Annotated in this window: 9 protein-coding genes; 6 read left to right on the forward strand and 3 right to left on the reverse strand. The window is 69.0% G+C overall.

The window, feature by feature from the left end; all coding sequences use genetic code 11:
* The first annotated feature begins 2 nt into the window (after positions 1-2).
* From pgsB to IF61_RS0110045, 4 genes are all read left to right on the forward strand, one after another.
* Positions 3-1,277 carry a poly-gamma-glutamate synthase PgsB gene (gene pgsB / locus IF61_RS0110030; RefSeq protein ID WP_052392578.1) on the forward strand — a complete coding sequence of 425 codons (1,275 nt, stop codon included), beginning with the start codon at positions 3-5 and terminating at the stop codon, positions 1,275-1,277.
* On the forward strand, positions 1,274-1,756 hold the full coding sequence (locus IF61_RS0110035) for a poly-gamma-glutamate biosynthesis protein PgsC/CapC (protein WP_030365939.1): 483 nt from the start codon (positions 1,274-1,276) through the stop codon (positions 1,754-1,756). The genes pgsB and IF61_RS0110035 overlap by 4 nt, the downstream gene beginning before the upstream one ends.
* 20 nt (positions 1,757-1,776) lie before the next feature.
* Positions 1,777-2,853, forward strand: a complete 1,077-nt coding sequence (locus IF61_RS0110040; RefSeq protein WP_030365940.1) for a C40 family peptidase — start codon at positions 1,777-1,779, stop codon at positions 2,851-2,853.
* Between the two features lie 97 nt (positions 2,854-2,950).
* Positions 2,951-3,481, forward strand: a complete 531-nt coding sequence (locus tag IF61_RS0110045; RefSeq protein WP_030365941.1) for a nuclear transport factor 2 family protein — start codon at positions 2,951-2,953, stop codon at positions 3,479-3,481.
* Between the two features lie 49 nt (positions 3,482-3,530).
* On the opposite strand, the gene IF61_RS0110050 is transcribed toward IF61_RS0110045, so the two are convergent.
* Positions 3,531-5,600 carry a tachylectin-related carbohydrate-binding protein gene (locus IF61_RS0110050; protein ID WP_030365942.1) on the reverse strand — a complete coding sequence of 690 codons (2,070 nt, stop codon included), beginning with the start codon at positions 5,598-5,600 and terminating at the stop codon, positions 3,531-3,533.
* A gap of 486 nt (positions 5,601-6,086) precedes the next feature.
* On the opposite strand from IF61_RS0110050, the gene IF61_RS0110055 reads away from it, so the two are divergent.
* On the forward strand, positions 6,087-15,797 hold the full coding sequence (locus IF61_RS0110055) for a DNRLRE domain-containing protein (RefSeq protein ID WP_169748812.1): 9,711 nt from the start codon (positions 6,087-6,089) through the stop codon (positions 15,795-15,797).
* Positions 15,798-16,307: 510 nt separating this feature from the next.
* On the opposite strand, the gene IF61_RS0110060 is transcribed toward IF61_RS0110055, so the two are convergent.
* Positions 16,308-17,402 carry a PLL family lectin gene (locus tag IF61_RS0110060; RefSeq protein ID WP_030365944.1) on the reverse strand — a complete coding sequence of 365 codons (1,095 nt, stop codon included), beginning with the start codon at positions 17,400-17,402 and terminating at the stop codon, positions 16,308-16,310.
* Between the two features lie 167 nt (positions 17,403-17,569).
* Between IF61_RS0110060 and IF61_RS0110065 the strand changes: the two genes are divergently transcribed.
* Positions 17,570-17,944: a PIN domain-containing protein gene (locus IF61_RS0110065; protein WP_030365945.1), complete on the forward strand. Its 375-nt coding sequence runs from the start codon at positions 17,570-17,572 to the stop codon at positions 17,942-17,944.
* A 3-nt stretch (positions 17,945-17,947) separates the two neighbouring features.
* Here IF61_RS0110065 and IF61_RS0110070 read toward each other — a convergent pair whose 3' ends face one another.
* On the reverse strand, positions 17,948-19,450 hold the full coding sequence (locus tag IF61_RS0110070) for an amino acid permease (protein WP_052392580.1): 1,503 nt from the start codon (positions 19,448-19,450) through the stop codon (positions 17,948-17,950).
* Between the last annotated feature and the right edge of the window lie 203 nt (positions 19,451-19,653).

Here is a 19,653-nt window from a genome sequence, read left to right on the forward strand (position 1 = left end):
GCGTGCTCTTCCTCTACACGGTCCTGGTGATCTGCTGCGCGATCGTCCTGGTCGCGGGCGTGATCGAGCAGCGCCGGCACTTCACCAACCTCGACATGATCCCCACCCGGGTGCTGATCAACGGCATCCGCGGCAAGAGCTCCATCACCCGGCTGTGCGCGGGCGCGCTGCGCGGCGGCGGGCTGGTCACGGTCGCCAAGACCACCGGCACCGCGGCCCGCTTCATCCACCCGGACGCCACCGAGGAGCCCGTCTACCGCAAGTTCGGCATCGCCAACGTCGTGGAGCAGATCGGCATCGTGCGGCGCGCCGCCGCGTACCGGCCGCACGCGCTGGTGATCGAGTGCATGGCCGTTATGCCGGCCCTGCAGGAGGTCAACCAGACCAAGCTGATCCGTTCCACCATCGGCGTGCTGTGCAACGTCCGCGAGGACCACCTCGCGGAGATGGGCCCCACCCTGGACGACGTGGCCCGCTCGCTGAGCCGCTCCATGCCGCACGGCGGGATCTGCGTCACGGCTGAACGCGACCGGCTGCACATCCTGCGCGAGGAAGCCGCCAAGCGCGACTGCCGGCTGATCGCCGTGGACCCGGAGACGGTGACCGACGCGGAGCTGCGCGGCTTCAGCTGGTTCACGTTCAAGGAGAACGTCGCCATCGCTCTCGCCGTCGCCGAGCTCCTCGGCGTCGACCGGGCGACCGCCCTGCAGGGCATGTACGACGCGCCGCCGGACCCCGGCGTGCTGTCCGTGGAGCGCTACCGCACCCCGGGGGGCATGCCGTTCCGGTTCGCCAACATCTTCGCGGCCAACGACCCCGAGTCGACGCTCATGAACGTCGAGCAGCTGCTCAGCCTCGGCGCCATCGACCGGCCCCTGCACGTCCTCATCAACTGCCGCCCGGACCGCGTCGAGCGCAACGGCCAGATGGGCGAGCTCATCCCCCGCCTCGCCCCCGAGTCGGTCTTCCTCATCGGCCACCCGGCGAAGAGCGCCGCCGACGCGATCCCCGCCGAGTGGCGCTCGCGCATCGTCGACCTCGGCGGCGACCGCCGCGACCCGGCCGAACTGGAACGGGAGATCCTGGAGCGGCTCGGGCCGGGCGCCTCGCTCATCGCCATCGGCAACATCCACGGACAGGGCGAGCTGCTGCTGGAGCGGCTGGCGGAACTGCCGGCGGACGACGAGCCGGAGCCGTCCCGGACGCAGCATCCGGAGGACCCCCAGGTATACGTCCCGACCTACATAGACCCGGACTTCACAGGAGACTTCCGTTGATCCCCGCCGTCCTCACCCCGGAGATCGCCGCCATCGGGATCGCCCTGGGCCTGCTGTTCTCCCTGGTCTGCTACCTCACGACCAACCTCTCCCCCGGCGGCATGATCACCCCCGGCTGGCTGGCCCTCACCCTCGTCGAGAGCCTCCAGCGCGCCGCCATGGTCGTCGGCATCACCGTCCTGACGTACCTGGCCACCCTGCTGCTGCAGCGGTACGTGATCCTCTACGGCAAGCGGCTGTTCGCGGCGGTCGTGCTGACCGGCGTCGTGCTGCAGGCGACGCTCTACGTGATCCTGCAGCAGCAGTTCCCGCTGATGTACGCGAACCAGACGCTCGGCTTCATCGTCCCCGGCCTGATCGCCTACCAGCTGGTGCGCCAGCCGCGCGGCGCGACCCTGCTGGCCACCGGCACGGTCTCGCTCGCCAACTACGTCGTCCTGACCGCCGGCATCCTGCTGGGCTTCATGCCCACCGCCTGAGCCCTACGGAGCAGAGCCCCATGAAGAAGGACCGCAAGCGCAAGAAGCGCGTCACCGGCCGCCACGCCCTCCACACCCTGGTCGTGCTCGGCCTGCTCGGCACCAGCGCGTACCTCACGGTGGAGCTGCGCGAGAAGCAGGACGGGACCGCGCCGCCGGTCCAGTCCGTCTCCGGCGCCGGGGCCGCGTCCGGCAGCAAGCCGGCCTCCGGGGAGCGCCGCTTCGAGCGGCTGACCGGCCCGGCCCGCACGGTCGTGCGCGCGGCGGACGGCGGCGTCCTCGCCACCTTCACCGACGGCGCCCGCACCGCGGTCCTCACCGGCGCGAGCCGCACCTTCACCGAGCCGAAGTACACGGACGCGAAGGTCACCACGGACAGCTGGGTGCGGCTGCTGCCCGAGGCGTGGAAGGAGGGCGCCGAGAAGGCGGCCTGGTTCAAGAACTGGTTCAGCACGTCCCTGGGCAGCAAGGACCCCGACGTCTTCGCCTTCGCCATGGAGTACCTCGAGGGCGCCCCGCAGAAGAAGGACGCCAAGGGCGTCCCGTACTCCGGCGACGCCCAGTTCGGCCCGCCGAACCCCAACGGCTCCGTCGCCGGCGACCTGCGCCTCGAACAGTCCGACTTCTACGACTACCTGGGCATCCCGTACCGCTTCCGCGACGGCACCGTCGAACAGCCCGAGACGGCGCGCTTCCGGGCCATGGACTGCTCGGGCTTCGTCCGCACAGTCTTCGGCTACCGGGCGCGCTACCCCCTCATGGCCAAGGACATCAAGGGCGACGGCCTGCCGCGCACGGCCGACGGCATGGCCCGCCTCTCCCCCGGCGTGCCGGTGCTGGAGCTCACCGGCAAGCGCCCCGACAGCATCGACAAACTGCAACCGGGCGACCTGATCTTCTTCGAGATCGACAAGCGCACCGGCGAACGGCTCGACCACGTCGGCATCTACATGGGCCTCGACACCGACGGCAAGCCCCGCTTCATCTCCAGCCGCGAAGAAGCCAACGGCCCCACCTTCGGCGACAAGGGCGGCACCGCCCGCCTGGACGGCAACGGCTTCTACGCGACGGGCTTGCGGAGCGCGAAGCGGCTCTGACGCCCCCTCAGCAATACCTGCCCAAATATTCCGTTTGCCGGAACTCCGTGTCAGACTTGCCCGGTTCACAGGTGGTTCGCGAGAGAAGTGTGAGACCGTGCCCCAGCAGGTGAAGTCCTCGTCCGGAGAACGGAGCGCAGGAGAACGGATCGGCCGCGCGGCTCGCGGCGCCCGCACGCGGCTGTGGTCGACCCGCAGGCGCCGGCTGACGACCATCGGCACCTCGGCCGCCCTGTTGGCCGCCGCCGTCACTGGCGTCCTGGTCTTCTGGGACAGCGATCCCGGAGCGGATCCCGGAGCCAAGGGCGCTCGCAAGCTCGTCATGGCGTACATCGACGCGCTGGCCGACGACGACATGCGCGAGGCGTGCCGCCTGATGCATCCCAAGGTGGTCTCCTCCATGGCCGAGGCCGAGGGCGGTTGCCCCGGGGCCATGCGCGCCCAGATCGGTGACCGGCTCAGCAGCAAGGAACAGCGCAGGGTAGGCGACATCGACGTCCACGCGGCACGGGTCGAGGGCGGGGGCAAGGTCGCCCGCGTCGAGGTCAGCTCCGGGCCGAAGGGAGCCAGGAAGAGCACCGTGACGGTGGAGCGCACCGACGGGCACTGGCGCATTCTGGAGGACTGAACAAGCCGTGCGAGGGGTGGGCGGGAAGCGTGCCTCCCGCCCACCACCACTATCGGCCTTCCTTCGCCACCGGCTTGCCGTCATGGGACCTTGCGGTGACCCCGCCGGTGAACACCGGGTCGGCCGGGGTGCTGCGCTTCGCCCTGGTCAGGGAGCGGGGCTGAGCGCTGCCGCCGTCCGCATCGGAGAGCCAGTACATCCGCTCCAGGCCGTCGGTGTCGACGTAGAACACGGCCCACTGCCCGTCGGCGAGCTGTACCACCACGGGGTCGGTCGCCGCCTGCTTCGAGGCCACGAGGCTCCACCTGCTGAAGTCGCCGTCCGGGCCCAGCTGACGGGCGTAGTGGACATAACCCTTCTCGTCCCGCACAACCACCCCGAGCGACTTGTCCTGATTGACGGCGACCGCAGGTGAACCCGTCGTCTTCACGCCGGACAGTACGGTTCCGTCACCGAAGAATCCGTTGAGCGGGAGCTTGGTGTCCGCATCGGTACGAGTGGACTCCTTGGCCGACCAGATCTCGCCGTCCTTGGTACGGGCGAAGGCCATGACCTTGCCATCGGCCCCGCGCGCCGCGGCCGGCGTGCCGCCGAGGCCGCTCACGTCGGAGGCTCCCCAAACCCACCAGCCCTCGCGCTTGGCGTCCGCACGGTTCATCCCGAGGCGGCCCTGCTTGTCCAACCCGAGGATGAACGGGCGGTCGGCGTTGGCGTCCACCGAGGCGACCTGGCCCGTACCGGCGAAGGACGACTTCTCGTACCCGGCAGGCATGGAAGAGTAGGCGTCCCGGGTACGCCACGGGATGAAGTTGTCGCTGTTCGGGCTCTGCTGGTTCAGGTACCACATCTTGCCGTCGCGATCGAAGGCATGGACCCCGACGATGCCCTGGGTGTTCCTGGAAACGGTGGGCGCGCCGGTGAAGTCGCCGCCGAGGTCCGCCAAAGCGGACCAGACTCCACCCGCTTGACGCTTCGTCATCCAGACGTGGCCGTCCTTGCCGAGGACGAAGGCCATCGGGGTACCGTCCGCCTGCTCCATGACGACCGGCTGGTCGACGAAGTCACGCGCGCCGGGCACGGTGCTGTAGGCCACGGTGCCCAGGTCCCTGGGATCGCGCTGGACACCGTTTATCAGCCAGCCGCGCTCATCGACGTAGAACTGCTGGATGAGCTTGTCGCTGCCCTGCCGGATCGCGGCGGGCATGTTGGGCCGCGGTGCGACGGGGGACTTCGGGGGCTGGGCCGGAGTCTTGCAGGCGTCCGTGGACATGGATATTCCATGGAACGTCTCGAAGTTCCAGCCGGCCTTACGGCCCTTGGTGTCGACCCAGGCACCGGCGCTGACGTCGTAGCGGAACCAGTAGAGCGAGCCGTCGGCGTACAGTCCGTAAAGGGTGCCTCCGCCCGCCGAGCGGATCTCCCGGAAATTCTCCCAGCCGCTCATCCAGGCCGGCGCCTTGAGCTCGAGCCACTGCTGGCGGTCGACGTCGTAGCGGTAGCGGTACATGTCCTTGCCCTGGCGGGCGAAGATCAGCCCGTCTCCGGCAGCGACGACGAGGTTGTACCCGCCCCAGTTGCCGGTGTCGATCACACGGCCGTTGCCGGGCACCGGGGCCCCGGTCTTCTCGTCGTAGCGGTATATCCGCAGAGTGCCGTCGTCGTGGACGGCGAAGATGTTGCCGCGTTCGTCGACGGTGACGCGGTTGCGGTGGGCGGCGCCGTTGAGGAAGTTGCCCCAGCCACTGTCGATCTTCTCACCACGGGGCTTGTCCCAGCTGCTGGTGGCCGGATCGTAGCGGTGGCGGTACAGGTCGCCCTCGGAGTTGATGCTGTAGATCCAGTTGCCGGGGCCGCCGAGGGTGATGCGGGGCGAGCCCCACCCGCCGTCGCCTATCCGCTTGCCGATCACAGGCCAGTTGAAGGACCCCTGCGCGGCGTCACCGTGGGTGAAGAGCTCCAGCTTCCCGTCGGTGGCCGCACCGTAGAGCTGGGCTTGGGGCCGACAGGTCACCTGGGAGACGGCGGCGGGCGTAGGCGGCACCGCGTCCGCCACGGCGGCGGGTGCGCACACCAGCCCCAGCGGCAGGGCCGTGACGGCTGCGAGGGTCAGTGCCGCCATGCGGGCGGCAGACGGGCGGGGGCGACTCAAAGACATCGAGGGGCACTTTCTGACGGGGCGACAAGGCCCGGCCGGGGCCGAGGTCCCGGCCGGAGGACGGCGGGGCGGGATGCATGTAATCACACCCCATGTACCTACCTTTGGGATAGTTACGCTCGATGAGCGTTGATGGCGGCAAATCGCCCATAAGCCCTGTTCCCGATTTCGGAGTGTAGTCACTACCGTTCCAACTGCCCCAACCTCTTGCATATCTGATCTTTACTCAGATAAAACATCGTCTCAATGCCCGCCATCTATTGGTTGTGGCGGTCTGTGGCGACCTATGCCCATATGGCGACGCATGTCCATATGCAGGCTCGCCACCTCCAGGTCTATGGGTGGGGTGTGTTCTCCGTGTTCCTTGGCAGCCGGCGCTCCGGGTCCTCCGGCGCGCGACGCCGCCGCGGCGCCTTCAGGCACCGCGGCTTCTTCGCCACCAGACCGGGGGTGAGCAGAACCGTCGCGGCGACGGCCGCAATGCTGGTGTTCGCCGCCACGGCCCCCTCGGAGGCCGTGGCCAAGCCGGAGTCCGGGCCCTCGCTGCCGGGCGTCAAGGGCCACACCAAGCGGCCCGACGGGCAACGCTGGGGCAGTGCGGCGGATCTCGACCACCTCGACGGCACGTCCACCCCGGTCAAGTCCCGCGGCCCGCAGACCCTGCACGGCAAGTACGCCGCGGAGCACCCGAAGGCCTCCGAGGTCACCGCCCGGAACGAGGCCAAGGTCGAGACCGCCCCAGGCAAGGAGGTCAGGGGCTACGACCCGAAGAGCAGCAACGAGATCACCGACAAGCGGTCGGAGTTCGAGCGCACCTTCAGCAACCGAGACGGCTCGCAGACGACCCAGTTCTCCAAGGAGCGGCTGAACTACCGGGCCTCCGACGGCAGCTGGAAGCCCATCGACGCAACGCTCGTCCGCGCGGGCGACGGCAACGCGAGCGGTTGGCGCAATACCGCCGACAGCCTCGACATCCGGCTGGCGGCACAGGCAGATGCCAAGGACCTGGCCCGGCTCGTCGTGGACGGCGACCACGAGGTCTCCTTCGGCCTCGACGGAGCGCACCGCTCCGCCGGCCGGACCGACGACAAGAACAAGTCCTCGGTCACCTACCCCGACGTCCTCAAGGACGCCGACCTGGAGCTGATATCCAGGCCGGGCGGCCTCAAGGAAGTCATGGTCCTGCGCTCCAAGGACGCGCCGCGCAGCTGGCTCTTCCCGCTGCGCACCAAGGGCCTGACGGCCTCACTGGACAACGGCGACGTCGTCCTCAAGGACGCCGAGGGCAAGCAGCGCGTGCGCATCCCGCACGGCTACATGGAGGACTCCAAGGTCCACCCGGAGTCCGGCGACGGCGCGATATCGACCAAGGTCGGCTACCGGCTCGTCGAGCACGACGGCGGGCAGGCCCTGCGCGTGGACCTCGACGGCGGCTGGCTCTCCGCACCGGAGCGCGTGTTCCCCGTACGGGTCGACCCTCCCATGGTCGAACCCGTCGGCGCCTCGTCGAGCATGTACGTCGAGAAGTCCGGCAGCAACAACTGGAGCTCGGGCTCCGAGGACACCCTCAAGTTGGGCGCCGTCAGCGACGGCGGAACCAGCCGGGCCGCGAGCTACCTCGCCTTCCCGAACGTGGCCTCCAAGCTGCGCAACCACAAGATCTTCGGTGCCTCGCTCAACGTCCTCAACTACTGGTCGGCGTCCTGCCGCCCGCGTGAGGTGAGCGTCCACCCGGTCACCGAGGCGTGGACGGCGGGCAAGGGCCACACCTACCCCGGCCCCTCCTTCGGATCGAAGATCGCCGGCTCCTCCTTCGCCCACGGCTTCATCGGCGAGGGCCAGTCCAGCTCGGCCTGCCCCGCAGCCTGGGAGGCCATGGATCTGGGCACCAAGGGGCGCAACCTGGTCGAAGAGTGGGCCAACGGCACCCGCCCCAACTACGGCCTGACCCTGCGCGGCTCGGAGTCCGACACGGCGAGCTGGAAGAAGTTCTCCAGCACCAACAGCGCCAACCCGCCGTCCCTCTACGTCACGCACTCGCCGTACGACGCCAAGTACTCCGTTGAGCGCGCGAATCCGGAGCCGCCGGTCAGCCGGAGCCAGGACGGCAAGGTCAAGATCAAGGTGACCAACCTGGGCGCCGAGACCTGGACCCCCAGCACCTATGAGCTGGGCTACCGCGCCTACAAGGGCGGCAAGCTGGTCAAGGAGGTGTCCGCGGCCCAGCTCCCCAAGGACGTGCCCCGCGGCGCCGGCGTCACCCTCGACGCGACGATCCAGAAGGGCGACCCGGGCGAGTACCTCATCGACTTCTCGATGATCCGCAAGGGTCTGGGCTTCTTCACCGACTACAACATCGCGCCGGTCCGCATCGGCCTCAACGTACTGGCCATCCCGCCGGTCGTCGACGCCTTCCACCCGGCCAACGGCTACCAGTCCCAGACGCTCACGCCGGAGCTGTGGGCCAACGCCCGGGACATGGACAAGACCGGGCAGACGCTGCAGTACCGCTACGAGGTCTGTGAAGCCGGCAAGGACGGCAAGCCGAAGGACTGCTTCTTCTCCGACTGGTCCCCCGACCGCAGCTGGGTCGTCCCGGCCGGCAAGCTGCGCTGGTCCAAGACCTACCTGTGGCGCCCGTGGAGCAGGGACAACGCGGCCGTCAGCCCCGAGCTGCCCTACGCCACGCTGCTGACCGCGGTTCCGCAGCCGGTCATCACCTCGCACCTGGCGGGTTCGCCCTACGGCTCCTCGGACAAGCCCTTCGACCCGCAGATCGGCAACTTCGCCAGCTCGGCGGTCGACGCGTCGGTGGCCACCATCGGCCCGGACCTCACCGTGACCCGCACCTACAACAGCCTCGACCCGGCCACCAATCACGTCTTCGGCACCGGCTGGGCCTCGCGCCTCGACATGAAGGTGACGCCGGACGACGACGGGACCGGCAATGTCGTCGTGACCTACCCCGACGGCCAGCAGGTCCGGTTCGGCCGCAACCCCGACGGCTCCTTCGCCGCCCCCATGGGCCGCGACGCCGTCTTCACCACCGTCAAGGACGGTGGCTGGCAGCTCGCCGACAAGAACGGCGTCCGCTACGCCTTCCGTGCCGACGGAATGCTCGGCACGATCACCGACGCGAGCGGCCTGGCCCAGACCTTCACCTACACGGACGGCAAGCTCGTCCAGCTCCGTAACGAGGCCAGCAAGCGAAGCTTGTTCTTCCAGTGGACGGGCGACCACATCACCGCGGTCGGCACCGACCCGCTCCGCATCAGCCCGCTGACCTGGACGTACGAGTACGACGGAGACAAGCTGACCAAGGTCTGCTCCCCCGAGAAGACCTGCACCCGCTACGAATACGCCAAGGGCTCGCACTACCGCAGCGTGGCCCTGGACTCCGGCCCCTACGCCTACTGGCGCTTCGGTGAGGACGGCGGCGACGACGCTGTCAGCCAGGTCACCGTCAACCAGGGCAAGGACCGAGCCCAGTATGTCGACGTCACCCACGACGCCACCGGCCCGCTGAGCGGCACCTCGGACAGTGCGGCCGGTTTCAACGGCACCTCCTCTCGCGTCGACCTGCCCGAGAACCTGCTGAACCTGCAGCGCAGCCTCGCGGTCAGCATGTGGTTCCGCACTTCCGGCAGCGGCGTGCTGCTGAACTACCGCTCCGACAAGCACAACGACAGCAGCGACGGCACCAGCGCGCCCGTGCTGTACATCGGCGCGGACGGCAAGCTCCGCGGGCAGTTCCGCATCGGCCGCATCTCCCCGATCACCACGGGAACCGCCGTCAACGACGGCCAGTGGCACCAGGTAGTGCTGTCCTCGGACGGCGCCCGGCAGACCCTGTTCCTGGACGGCAAGCGCCACGGCACCCTGGACGCACCGGTCAACCACGGCAACCAGCGGTTCGCCGAGATCGGCTCCGGCTACGCCTACGACTGGCCCTCCCCGCCCGCCAAGGGCGCGGTCTACTTCAAGGGCGACATCGACGAGGTCGCCGTCTATCACAAGCCGATCGGCACCGCCGCCGCGCAGTCCCTCTACACGGCGCGTGAGCAGGCCGACCAGCTCACCAAGGTGACGACGCCCGGCGGCCGCACAGCCGTGGAGGTCTCGTACGACACCTCCGTCGACCGCGTCGACAAGCTGACCGACAACAACGGCGGCCAGTGGCAGCTGGGCGTCCCCGTCACGGGTCTGTACGGCAAGGAGCTCATCCGCACCATCCAGGTGACCGACCCCAGGAACCGCCGGCACTTCTACGACTACGACCCGCTGGCCGGGCGCGTCATCCGCTATGTCTCGCCGCTGCGCGACAAGCCGGTGGAGCCCCAGAAGCCCAGACCCACAACCTCCCCGACCCCCGGCACCGAGGGCGGGATATTCGAGGGCGGTGTCGTCGGCGACGGCAACCCCCCGCTGGACTATCCCGACCCCGAGTTCGTCGGCGGCGCCGTCAACGCCATGGGCGTGCGCAGCTTCGGCTACGACGAAAAGGGCTTCCAGAACCGGGTCATGGACGAGAACGGTCATGCGATCGACATGACCTACGACGACCAGGGCAACGTGGCGACGCGCAAGACCTGCCGCGACCTCGGTGACTGCCAGACCACCTACTACACGTACTACTTCGACGAGAAGAACCCGGTCGACCCGCGCAACGGCAAGCTCACCGAGTCCCGCGACGCCCGTTCGGCGAGCGCGGCGGACAACACCTACCGGACGGCGTACTCCTACGACGCCCGCGGCGAGCTGACCGAGCAGACCGCGCCGGACGGCCGCAAGGCCACCCGTACCTTCACCACCGGGTCGGAGCCCGCCTTCAACAACGAGGGCACCGCACCTGCCGGCCTGCTGGCGTCCATGACCGACGCCAAGGGCAAGACGACCAAGTACACCTACTTCGCCAACGGTGATCTCGCCGAGACCACCGACCCGGCGGGCCTCATCACCCGGTACACCTACGACCGCCTGGGCCGCAAGCTCACCGAGACCGACATCAGCGACTCCCAGCCCAAGGGCGTGACCGTCGGCTACACCTACGACGGATTGGGCCGGACGGTCACCACGACCAAGCCCGGGGTCAAGAACCAGGTCACCGGCGTCATGCACACGGCGCTGACCACCATCGAGTTCGACCCGGACGGCCTGGTGCTGCGCTCCGAGGTCGCCGACACCACGGGCGGCGATCCCACCCGCGAGACCCGCACCGAGTACGACGACTCCGGCCGCCCGGTACGGGTGACGGACGCCGAAGGCGCCGAGACCAGCTTCGGCTACGACGCCCTGGGCAACCGCGCCTGGCAGGTCGACCCGAGCGGCACCCGGACCGAGTACACCTACACCCCGCGCAACAAGGTGGCCGAGGTGCGGGTGCGCGACTGGCACGGCGACCCGGAGGAGGCGCCCAAGGACAGTGACGAGAAGGTCCTGGTGACCGACTCCTACGCCTACGACATGGCCGGCCGCCTGACCCGGCACGCCGACGCCATGGGCCGCATCCGCGCGTTCAGCTACTACGACGACGGTCTCAGCAAGTCCGTGCGCGCCCTGGGCGTGCGCCAGCCGGACGGGTCCACCCGCGACATCGAGCTCGAACGGAACGTCTACGACGCCCTCGGCAACCTGACGCGCAAGACCACCGGCAACGGCACCACCGTCACCGCCTACGCCTACGACGTCTCGGGCCGCACCCAGACCATCACCACGGACCCGGGCCGGCTCGACCGCAAGGTCAGCTACACGTACGACGACGCCGACAACGTGACACGCGTCGTACACACCGGCAAGAGCTCCAACATCGGGTTCTCCAGCAGCAGCTCCGAGGTCGTCGACTACACCTATGACGCCGCCGGCCGGGAGCTCAGCGAGACCACACTCAACGGCAAGGAGCGGCTGACCACGACCTTCAAGCGCGACCAGCGCGGTCTGTTGCTCGCGGAGACCGAGCCCCGGGGCAACGCCGAGGGTGCGGGCGCGGAGGCGTTCACCACCACCTACACCTATGACGAGCTCGGCCGTCAGGTGACCGTCACCGAACCGGCCGCCGACGTGGAGAACGGCGGCGACACCCAGGCGGTCAAGATCCGTCCGGCCACCACCACCGGCTACAACGCCTTCGACGAGGCGACCCAGAGCAAGGACCCGCAGGGCCGGGTCTCCTCCGTCGTCTTCGACAAGTCCGGCCGCCCGACGGTCAGCACCTCTCCGTCCTACACCCCGCCCGGGGCGTCCGAGCCGATCACGCCGGTGAGCCGCAACGAGTACGACGCGGCGGGCCGGATCACCGCGACCACGGACGGGCTCGGCAACACCCAGCGCTTCCGCTACGACCAGCTCGGCCGGATGGTCCAGCGTGAGGAGCCGCGCGCTTCGAAGCTGCTCGGCCTGGTGACGGAGCCGGGCAAAAACGTTCCGGCAGGTGCCGGTGCCGTGTGGTCGTACACCTACTCCCGCACGGGCGAGACGCTGTCGGTGACGGACCCGACCGGAGCCCGGACCGAGAGCACCTACGACGACCTCGGCCGGAAGCGCACAGCGACGGCGGTGGAGCGCAAGTCGGACCAGACCCGCTACTTCTCCACCACCTTCACCTACGACGACGCCGACCGGCTCGTGGCACAGGCCGCGCCCAGCGGCGACACCACGCGCTTCACCTACGACGCGCTCGGCCAGCTCACGGGCACCGAGGACGCCGCCGGCGTGAAGACGCAGACCGGCTATGACATGGCCGGCCGCGTCATCCGCAACAGCGACGCCCTGGGCCGCACCGTGCGGCAGGACTACGACCAGGCCGGCCGGATGACCGGTCAGCTCTGGCTGGACAAGGACGATCGCCCGCTGCGCGACCGCAGCTTCCGCTACGACCAGGCGGGCAACCTCTCGACGTCCACCGACGCCAAGGGCAAGAGCACCCGGTTCACCTTCGACCCGCAGAACCAGTTGGTGAAGCAGGTCGAGCCGGTGAGCACGGACAAGACCATCACGACCAGCTTCGGCTACGACGCCAACGGCAACCGCACCCGTTTCACCGACGGTCGCGGCAACACCACCCGCTACACCTTCAACACGCTCGGCCTGCCCGAATCGGTGATCGAGCCGGAGACCAAGGACCACCCGGCCCCGGCCGACCGCACCTGGACCACCTCCTACGACGCCGAGGGCAACCCGGTCCGGCTCTCCGAGCCCGGCAAGGTGGAGCGTCAGCGCACGTTCGACCCCAGCGGTCTGCTGCTGCAGGAGACCGGCTCCGGGGCCGAGGCCTCTACCCCCTCCCGCGTCTACGAGTACGACGCGGCAGGCCGGATGACCTCCGCCGGCGCCCCCAAGGGGACGAACGTCTTCGAATACAACGACCGTGGCCTGCTGACCTCCGCGAAGGGCGGCTCCGGCGACGCCACGTTCGGCTACGACGAGAACGGCCGTCTGCTCACCCGGGTCGACGCGGCCGGTACGGCGGTGTTCGGTTACGAGAACGGCCGGCTGAAGTCCGTCAAGGACGCACAGTCGCAGCGGCTCTTCACCTACCGGTACGACAAGTCCGGGGCGTTGGAAGGCGTCGACTCTCCCGGCCTGAACCGCACCTTCGGCTATGACTCGCTGGGACGCCAGGTCTCCGACGTCACCAAGTCCACTGGGGGGACGACACTCACCTCGTTCGAGTACACCTTCGACGACAACGACCGCGTGGTCTCGAAGAAGACCACCGGCACGGCCGACGCCGGTGAGCAGAAGTACGCCTACGACGACGCCGGCCGCCTGACCTCCTGGACCGACAAGGACGGCAAGACCACGGGCTACGCGTGGGACGACGCCGGAAACCGCATCCAGGCGGGCGAGCGGAAGGCGACGTACGACGCGCGCAACCGGATGCTGACCAACGGCGAGGCCACGTACGCCTACACCCCACGCGGCACCCGGAAGTCCTCCACGACGTCCGGACTGGCCGAGGAGAGCCGCTTCGACGCCTTCGGCCAGCTGGCCAAGCAGGGCGAGATCTCCTACCAGTACGACGCCCTCGGCCGCCTGGTCGACCGGGACGGCACCCAGCACACCTACGACGGTCTCGACGACGAGGTCGTCACCGACGGCCGCGGCGTCTACAGCCGCGGACTCAACGGCGAGCTGGTCTCCATCACCCAGGACGGAGCCACGCGGCTGGCGATGAGCGACCGTCACGGCGACGTCGTCGGCACGCTGGACGCCAAGGACACCGACCCGAAGAAGCTCACGTCGTCGACGGGCTACGACCCCTTCGGCCGTACCACGGCCACCCAGGGCGACAAGGTCTCCATCGGCTACCAGGGCGACTGGACCGACCCGTCCACCCAGCAGGTCTCCATGGCCGCCCGCTGGTACGACGCCGACGGCGGCTCCTTCACCTCCCGCGACAGCTACAACCTCGACCCGACCCCCGCGTCCATCCGCGCCAACGGCTACACCTACGGCGACGGCGACCCGGTGGACAACACGGACCCGACGGGGCACTGGAGCATCCGGGGTGCCCTGAAGAAGGTCGGGCGGACGGTCGCGTCCGCCGGCCGCGCCGTCGCGCAGACGGCCACGCAGATCTACCACTACGCGGAGCAGAAAGCCTCGCAGATCTACCACTACGCGGAACGGCAGGTCTCGCGGCTCTACCACTACGTGGAGCGAACGATCTCCTCCGGCGTCAACTGGATGCGGCAGAAGATCTCCTCCGGCGCCCGATGGCTGGGCAACAAGATCTCGTCCGGAGCGCGGTACATACGCAACCAAGGCGCACGGATCTACAAATCCGCGGCCCAGATCTACCGCGAGAGCAAGCGCTACATCAGCGACACGGCACGGGCGGCGAAGAAATACGCCGCCACCCACAACCCCATACCGGTCCTGGCCAAGGCACTTCGCCCCGTCTACGCGGGCATGAAGATGGTCGTCGCGGCAGCGGCCCACGCACCGGCACTGATCGTCCAGGAGACCAAGCAGGTCGTCCAGGACGTGGCCAAGGTCGCGACCGAGGTCACGAAGATCGTCGCCGACGTGAGCGCCAAGATGGTCTCGGCCGTCGACACCGCGATCACCGCGGTCTCGGAGTTCGCCCAGACGGCTGCGCCATACCTGAAGGCGGCGCTGGACTTCGCGGCCGAGGTCACGGGCGTCAACGACGCGATCGCATGCGCCACGAAGGGCGACGTCGAGGCGTGCCTGTGGACCATCGCGACGGTCGGCAGCATGTTCGTGCCGGGCGCCACGGCGGGGGTCCGCGGTGCCAAGGCGGCGCGGGCCGGCATGAAGATGGAGCACGCGGCGAAGACGGCGTTCGTCTCGGAGAAGGGCGCGGGGAAGGGCGCAAAGCTCGCAGAGAAGGTTGAGGATCTGGGCGGGGCCACCTGCCAGAGGAAGCCCCCGAACAGCTTCACTCCGGAAACCCCGGTCCTGATGGCCGACGGCACGAGCAAGCCCATCAAGGATGTCAAGGTCGGCGACAAGGTCCTGGCAACCGACCCGACCACGGGAAAGACGGAAGCCCGGAGCGTTGACGACGTCATCGTCGGCAATGGCGAGAAGCATCTCGTCAAACTGACGGTCGACACGGATGGCGACAAGGGCGACGCCACCGACACCATCACCGCGACCGAGGGCCACCCAATCTGGCTGGAGGACCAGAAGACCTGGGCCAAGGCCGGCGAGATCAAGCCCGGCTCGCTGCTCCGCACTTCGGCGGGCACGTGGGTCAAGGTCACGGCGACGCGGGCGTGGACAGCGGTCCAGCAGGTGTTCAACCTGTCGGTCAGCGGGATCCATACGTACTATGTGCAGGCAGCTGGGGCATCGGTCCTCGTCCACAATGCAACACCACAACAGAAATGCGATCTCACTCTCGGAGCTGGCCCTCATGCCCGAGAGGGGGTAGGCCTGGAGAATGGCGACATTGACGCAGACGGAGTTCGAGACCTGATCAATGAAGCTGGCGATACACACGGCTGTCACACCTGTGGGACCAAGACCTCGGGCACTAAGAAGGGGGAATGGATCCCGGATCACCAACCTCCGTCCGGCCTCGTTCCTCCAGGTTCTCCTCAGACGGCCTATCCGCACTGTCAGCCTTGCGCCAGAAGGCAGGGCGGCGTTGTCTCTCAACTATCACAGGGGAAGAGCAAGAAGGAATGGTAGCTAATGAGCCCGTGGTTTCATTTCTGGCAAAAATTGCCCACGGATGCTTGATCCTGCGGGATACAGAGAGTGAAGCCGATCTCTCAGATTGGGATCCCACATCAAGCAATTGGCACAGAGAGGGAAGTGCAATCATCTTCGGCGTCCAGGCGGGCGTCGATGGGCCGGTCGAATGCGAAGTATGGAGATCTACACCCCCCGCCACTCTGCCAGCACAGTTGCTCGATGAGCGACTCCCCTGTCCGTCCGGTTGGCTGGCAGTGCACGATCCGAACGATCATGTTCGAATGCAATTCCGGGGAGAGCGCGAGTTCGTACTCTGTTCGGTAATGGTGGACGACCCGCAGTTTCCGTCAAAGGTGCAGATCCTCTTGAAGGGGAATCCTCACCCGGCTCCCTAATGATGTACGGCGCAGCGGAAAAGGGCCGCTGGGTGGACAGGCATTGCCTGTCCACCCAGCGGCCCTTCGGCGTTGAGCGCAATGACGTCCGCGTAAAGGTCAGACGTTGCTACACCCGCTGCCAGGACCCGAGTGCCAGCCCCGGCTCGTCGGTCTGCTGGCGGGCCACGCGCAAGTGACCGTCGGCACCGAGCACGGCCACCGTCACACGCCCGTTCGCGTCCAGGGCGAGCGCCGGCGCCCCGGTGAACTCCTCGCCGGTCTCCGACCACTGCGCGGCGAGCGTCTCGTCCCCGCTGGGACACACCGCGACGGCCGGCAGGCCGGAAGCCGCCCGCTGGGCCAGCACCGTGCACTCGTGCCCGTCGAGCACGGCCCGCAGCACGGCGACCGGCCCGCTGCCGGTGCCGCCCACCGAGACCGTGGCGGGCTCAGCGTCGGCGTCAGCGCCGGCCTCGGCCTCGCCGGACACCGGCTCGGGAACGAGCGTCCGCAGCTCCCCGTCCGCCGCGTCGCGCCAGAAGTGCGTGACGCGGTCGTCGCCGGTGACGCCCGAGGCGGAGGACCCGGACGCGGGCTTCGCCGGGACGTTGCGCACGCGCCGCACCGGGCCGCCCGCCTGCTCCTGCCGCCAGCGCAGCACGCATTCGGCCGCGGGGGCGATCAGTTCGACGCGCCCGGCGGGCGTGGCGACGGCGGTCAGCCCGTCGAGGACGTGACTGCCCTTCATATCGGCCCAGGGTCCCCAGATGCCGCGGGCATCCTGCCGCCGCCCGCACACCCCGCCGCCGGAGTTCCGCACGAAGACGTGCAGGCCGGCGGAGTCCACAGCGGCCGCGGGGGCACCGATCTGAGCCGAGCGCTGCCAGTCCTGGCCGTGGGGCGAGCCGAGCGAGCGCCAGTTCGTGGGCGGCCGGCCCGACTGGAACTGGGTGGCGTAGACGATGTCGGTCTCGGTGCGTCCCTCGACGTCACGGCGCCGCACGCCGACCAGGTGGACGTACCCCTTCGGGCCCTGCGCTATGGACAGGCACGGCTCCAGGCCGGGCACCGCCAGCAGCTCCGGGCCCGTCCATTCGGGGCCGCCGGGCCGGGTCTCGGTCCAGCGCACGACACCGCCCTCGGCCGGTGCGTAGGCCGTCAGACGGCCGTCGCTCCCCCTCAGTAGCCAGCCGGTGACCGGGGTGGCCGTACGCACTGCCATGACTCGCTGCCAGCCTTTCTCGCATGCGGCTCTCGCATTCGGCCTCGGTCGCGCTGCGCTCGGAGCCCGTTTGTCGACCCTCGACAATAACATCGTGGCCGGTCAGGGCGGTCTGCCGTCCTGCCGTCCCGCCGCAGTGGGCGTGCGAGGCTGCGGGCATGAACAGCATGAACACTCTCCTCGTCGTGGACTCCGCGAACGTCGTCGGCTCGGTGCCGGACGGCTGGTGGCGGGACCGGCTCGGCGCGGCCGAGCGGCTGCGGGACCGTCTCGCGGCGTACGCGGCGGCCGGCGCGCCCGCGCTGTTCGCGGACGCGCCGGAGGTCGTCCTGGTGATCGAGGGCAAGGCGCGCGGTGTCGCGCCGGTGCCGGGCGTACGGGTCGAGGAGGCGTCCGGCAGCGGTGACGACGCGATCGTGGCCGTGGTGGCGGGCCGGGCGCCGGGCCGGCGCTGCGTGGTCGTCACGGCCGACCGTGAGCTGCGGGCGCGCGTGACCGCGCTCGGCGCGGAGGTGACCGGGCCGAGCGCGGTGAGCGCCTGAGCCCTACGGGACCCGGCTGTGCTGCTTCCCGTACACGAAGTACAGGCCGAAGCCGAGGACCATCCACGCCGCGAACCGCAGCCACGTCTCCGCGGTCAGGTTGAGCATCAGCCACACCGAGGCGATGACCGACAGGACGGGCACCAGCGGCACCAGCGGGGTGCGGAAGGCGCGCGGCAGGTCGGGCCGGGTGCGGCGGAGGATGATGACGCCCAGGGCCACGACGACGAACGCGAAGAGCGTGCCGATGTTGACGAGTTCGGCGAGGACGTCGATCGAGGTGAAGCCCGCGAGGACGGCGACGACCACGCCGAGCAGGATCGTGGAGCGGTAGGGCGTGCCGTACTTCGGGTGCACGCGGGAGAAGATCCGCGGCAGCAGTCCGTCGCGGCTCATCGCGAAGAACACCCGGCTCTGGCCGAGCAGCAGGATCATGCAGACGGTCGTGAGGCCGACGGCGGCGCCGAAGCTGATGAGCCCGGCCCAGAACGGGTGCCCGGTGGCCTTGAAGGCGTCGGCGAGCGGGGCGTCCGTGGACAGCTCGCTGTACTTCTGCATGCCGGTGACGACGACGGACACGGCCACGTAGAGCAGCGTGCAGATGGCGAGGGACCCGAGGATGCCGCGCGGCACGTCGCGCTGCGGGTTGCGGGTCTCCTCGGCGGCGGTGGCGACGATGTCGAAGCCGATGAAGGCGAAGAAGACGACGGCGGCGGCCGAGAAGATGCCCATGACGCCGAAGTTCGACGGGGAGAAGCCGAACATCAGCTGGATGAGCGGGGCCTTGATGTCGCTGCCTGCCGTGGTGCTGTGGGACGGCGGGATGAACGGCTCGTAGTTGGAGCCGGTGATGAAGAAGGCCCCGACGATGATCACGATGAGGACGACGGTCACCTTGATCGCGACCACGACGGCCGTCACGCGCGAGGACAGCTTCATGCCGAGGACGAGGATCGAGGTCAGGACGAGGACGAGGATGCAGGCGAGCAGGTCGAAGCCGAAGCGGCCCTCGTGCGTGCCCCGCAGGGCGACGGGCAGGTGCCAGCCCGCGTTGTCCATCAGCGACTGGATGTAGCCGGACCAGCCGACGGCGACGACGGCGCAGCCGAGCGCCAGCTCCAGGATCAGGTCCCAGCCGATGATCCAGGCGGGCAGCTCGCCGAGGGAGGCGTACGAGAAGGTGTACGCGGAACCGGCCACCGGCACGGTGGAGGCGAACTCGGCGTAGCACAGCGCGGCGAGCCCGCAGACGACGCCGGCGAGGACGAAGGCCAGCGCGACCGACGGGCCGGCGTTCTCCTTGGCGACCTTGCCGGTGAGGACGAAGATGCCGGTGCCGATGACGACGCCGACGCCGAAGACCGTCAGGTCGAAGGCCGTGAGGGACTTCTTGAGCGCGTGCTCGGGCTCCTCGGTGTCCCGGATGGACTGCTCCACCGATTTGGTACGGAAGATCCCGCGCCTGCCGCGGCGCTCCCCGAGAGGTTGCTGTTCGCTAGTGCTCATCGGCCCACCTCCACCTGCTCGCACACTCTTCGCCATCGCTCACCGTGAACTGAGCGAGTGTCCGCGATGATCCGGGCCGGACAGGGGCCTGACCGGCCACCCTCAACAGGATTCACCCGATGGGACGCAGTGGTCCATATGCAAACGGACCGGTCGGACCACCCGGATAGGTGGTACGACCGGTCCGTGAGGAGCGGGGCAGT

Origin of the sequence: Streptomyces roseoverticillatus (genome assembly GCF_000719265.1) — a bacterium.
In the GTDB taxonomy this organism is placed as follows: Bacteria; Actinomycetota; Actinomycetes; order Streptomycetales; family Streptomycetaceae; genus Streptomyces; species Streptomyces roseoverticillatus.

Excerpts from the sequence above, each read along its gene's own strand:
- IF61_RS0110065 (WP_030365945.1), top strand. The coding sequence starts at position 17,570 with ATGAACACTCTCCTCGTCGTGGACTCCGCGAACGTCGTCGGCTCGGTG.
- IF61_RS0110050 (WP_030365942.1), bottom strand. The coding sequence starts at position 5,600 with ATGGCGGCACTGACCCTCGCAGCCGTCACGGCCCTGCCGCTGGGGCTG.
- IF61_RS0110040 (WP_030365940.1), top strand. The coding sequence starts at position 1,777 with ATGAAGAAGGACCGCAAGCGCAAGAAGCGCGTCACCGGCCGCCACGCC.
- IF61_RS0110060 (WP_030365944.1), bottom strand. The coding sequence starts at position 17,402 with ATGGCAGTGCGTACGGCCACCCCGGTCACCGGCTGGCTACTGAGGGGG.
- IF61_RS0110070 (WP_052392580.1), bottom strand. The coding sequence starts at position 19,450 with ATGAGCACTAGCGAACAGCAACCTCTCGGGGAGCGCCGCGGCAGGCGC.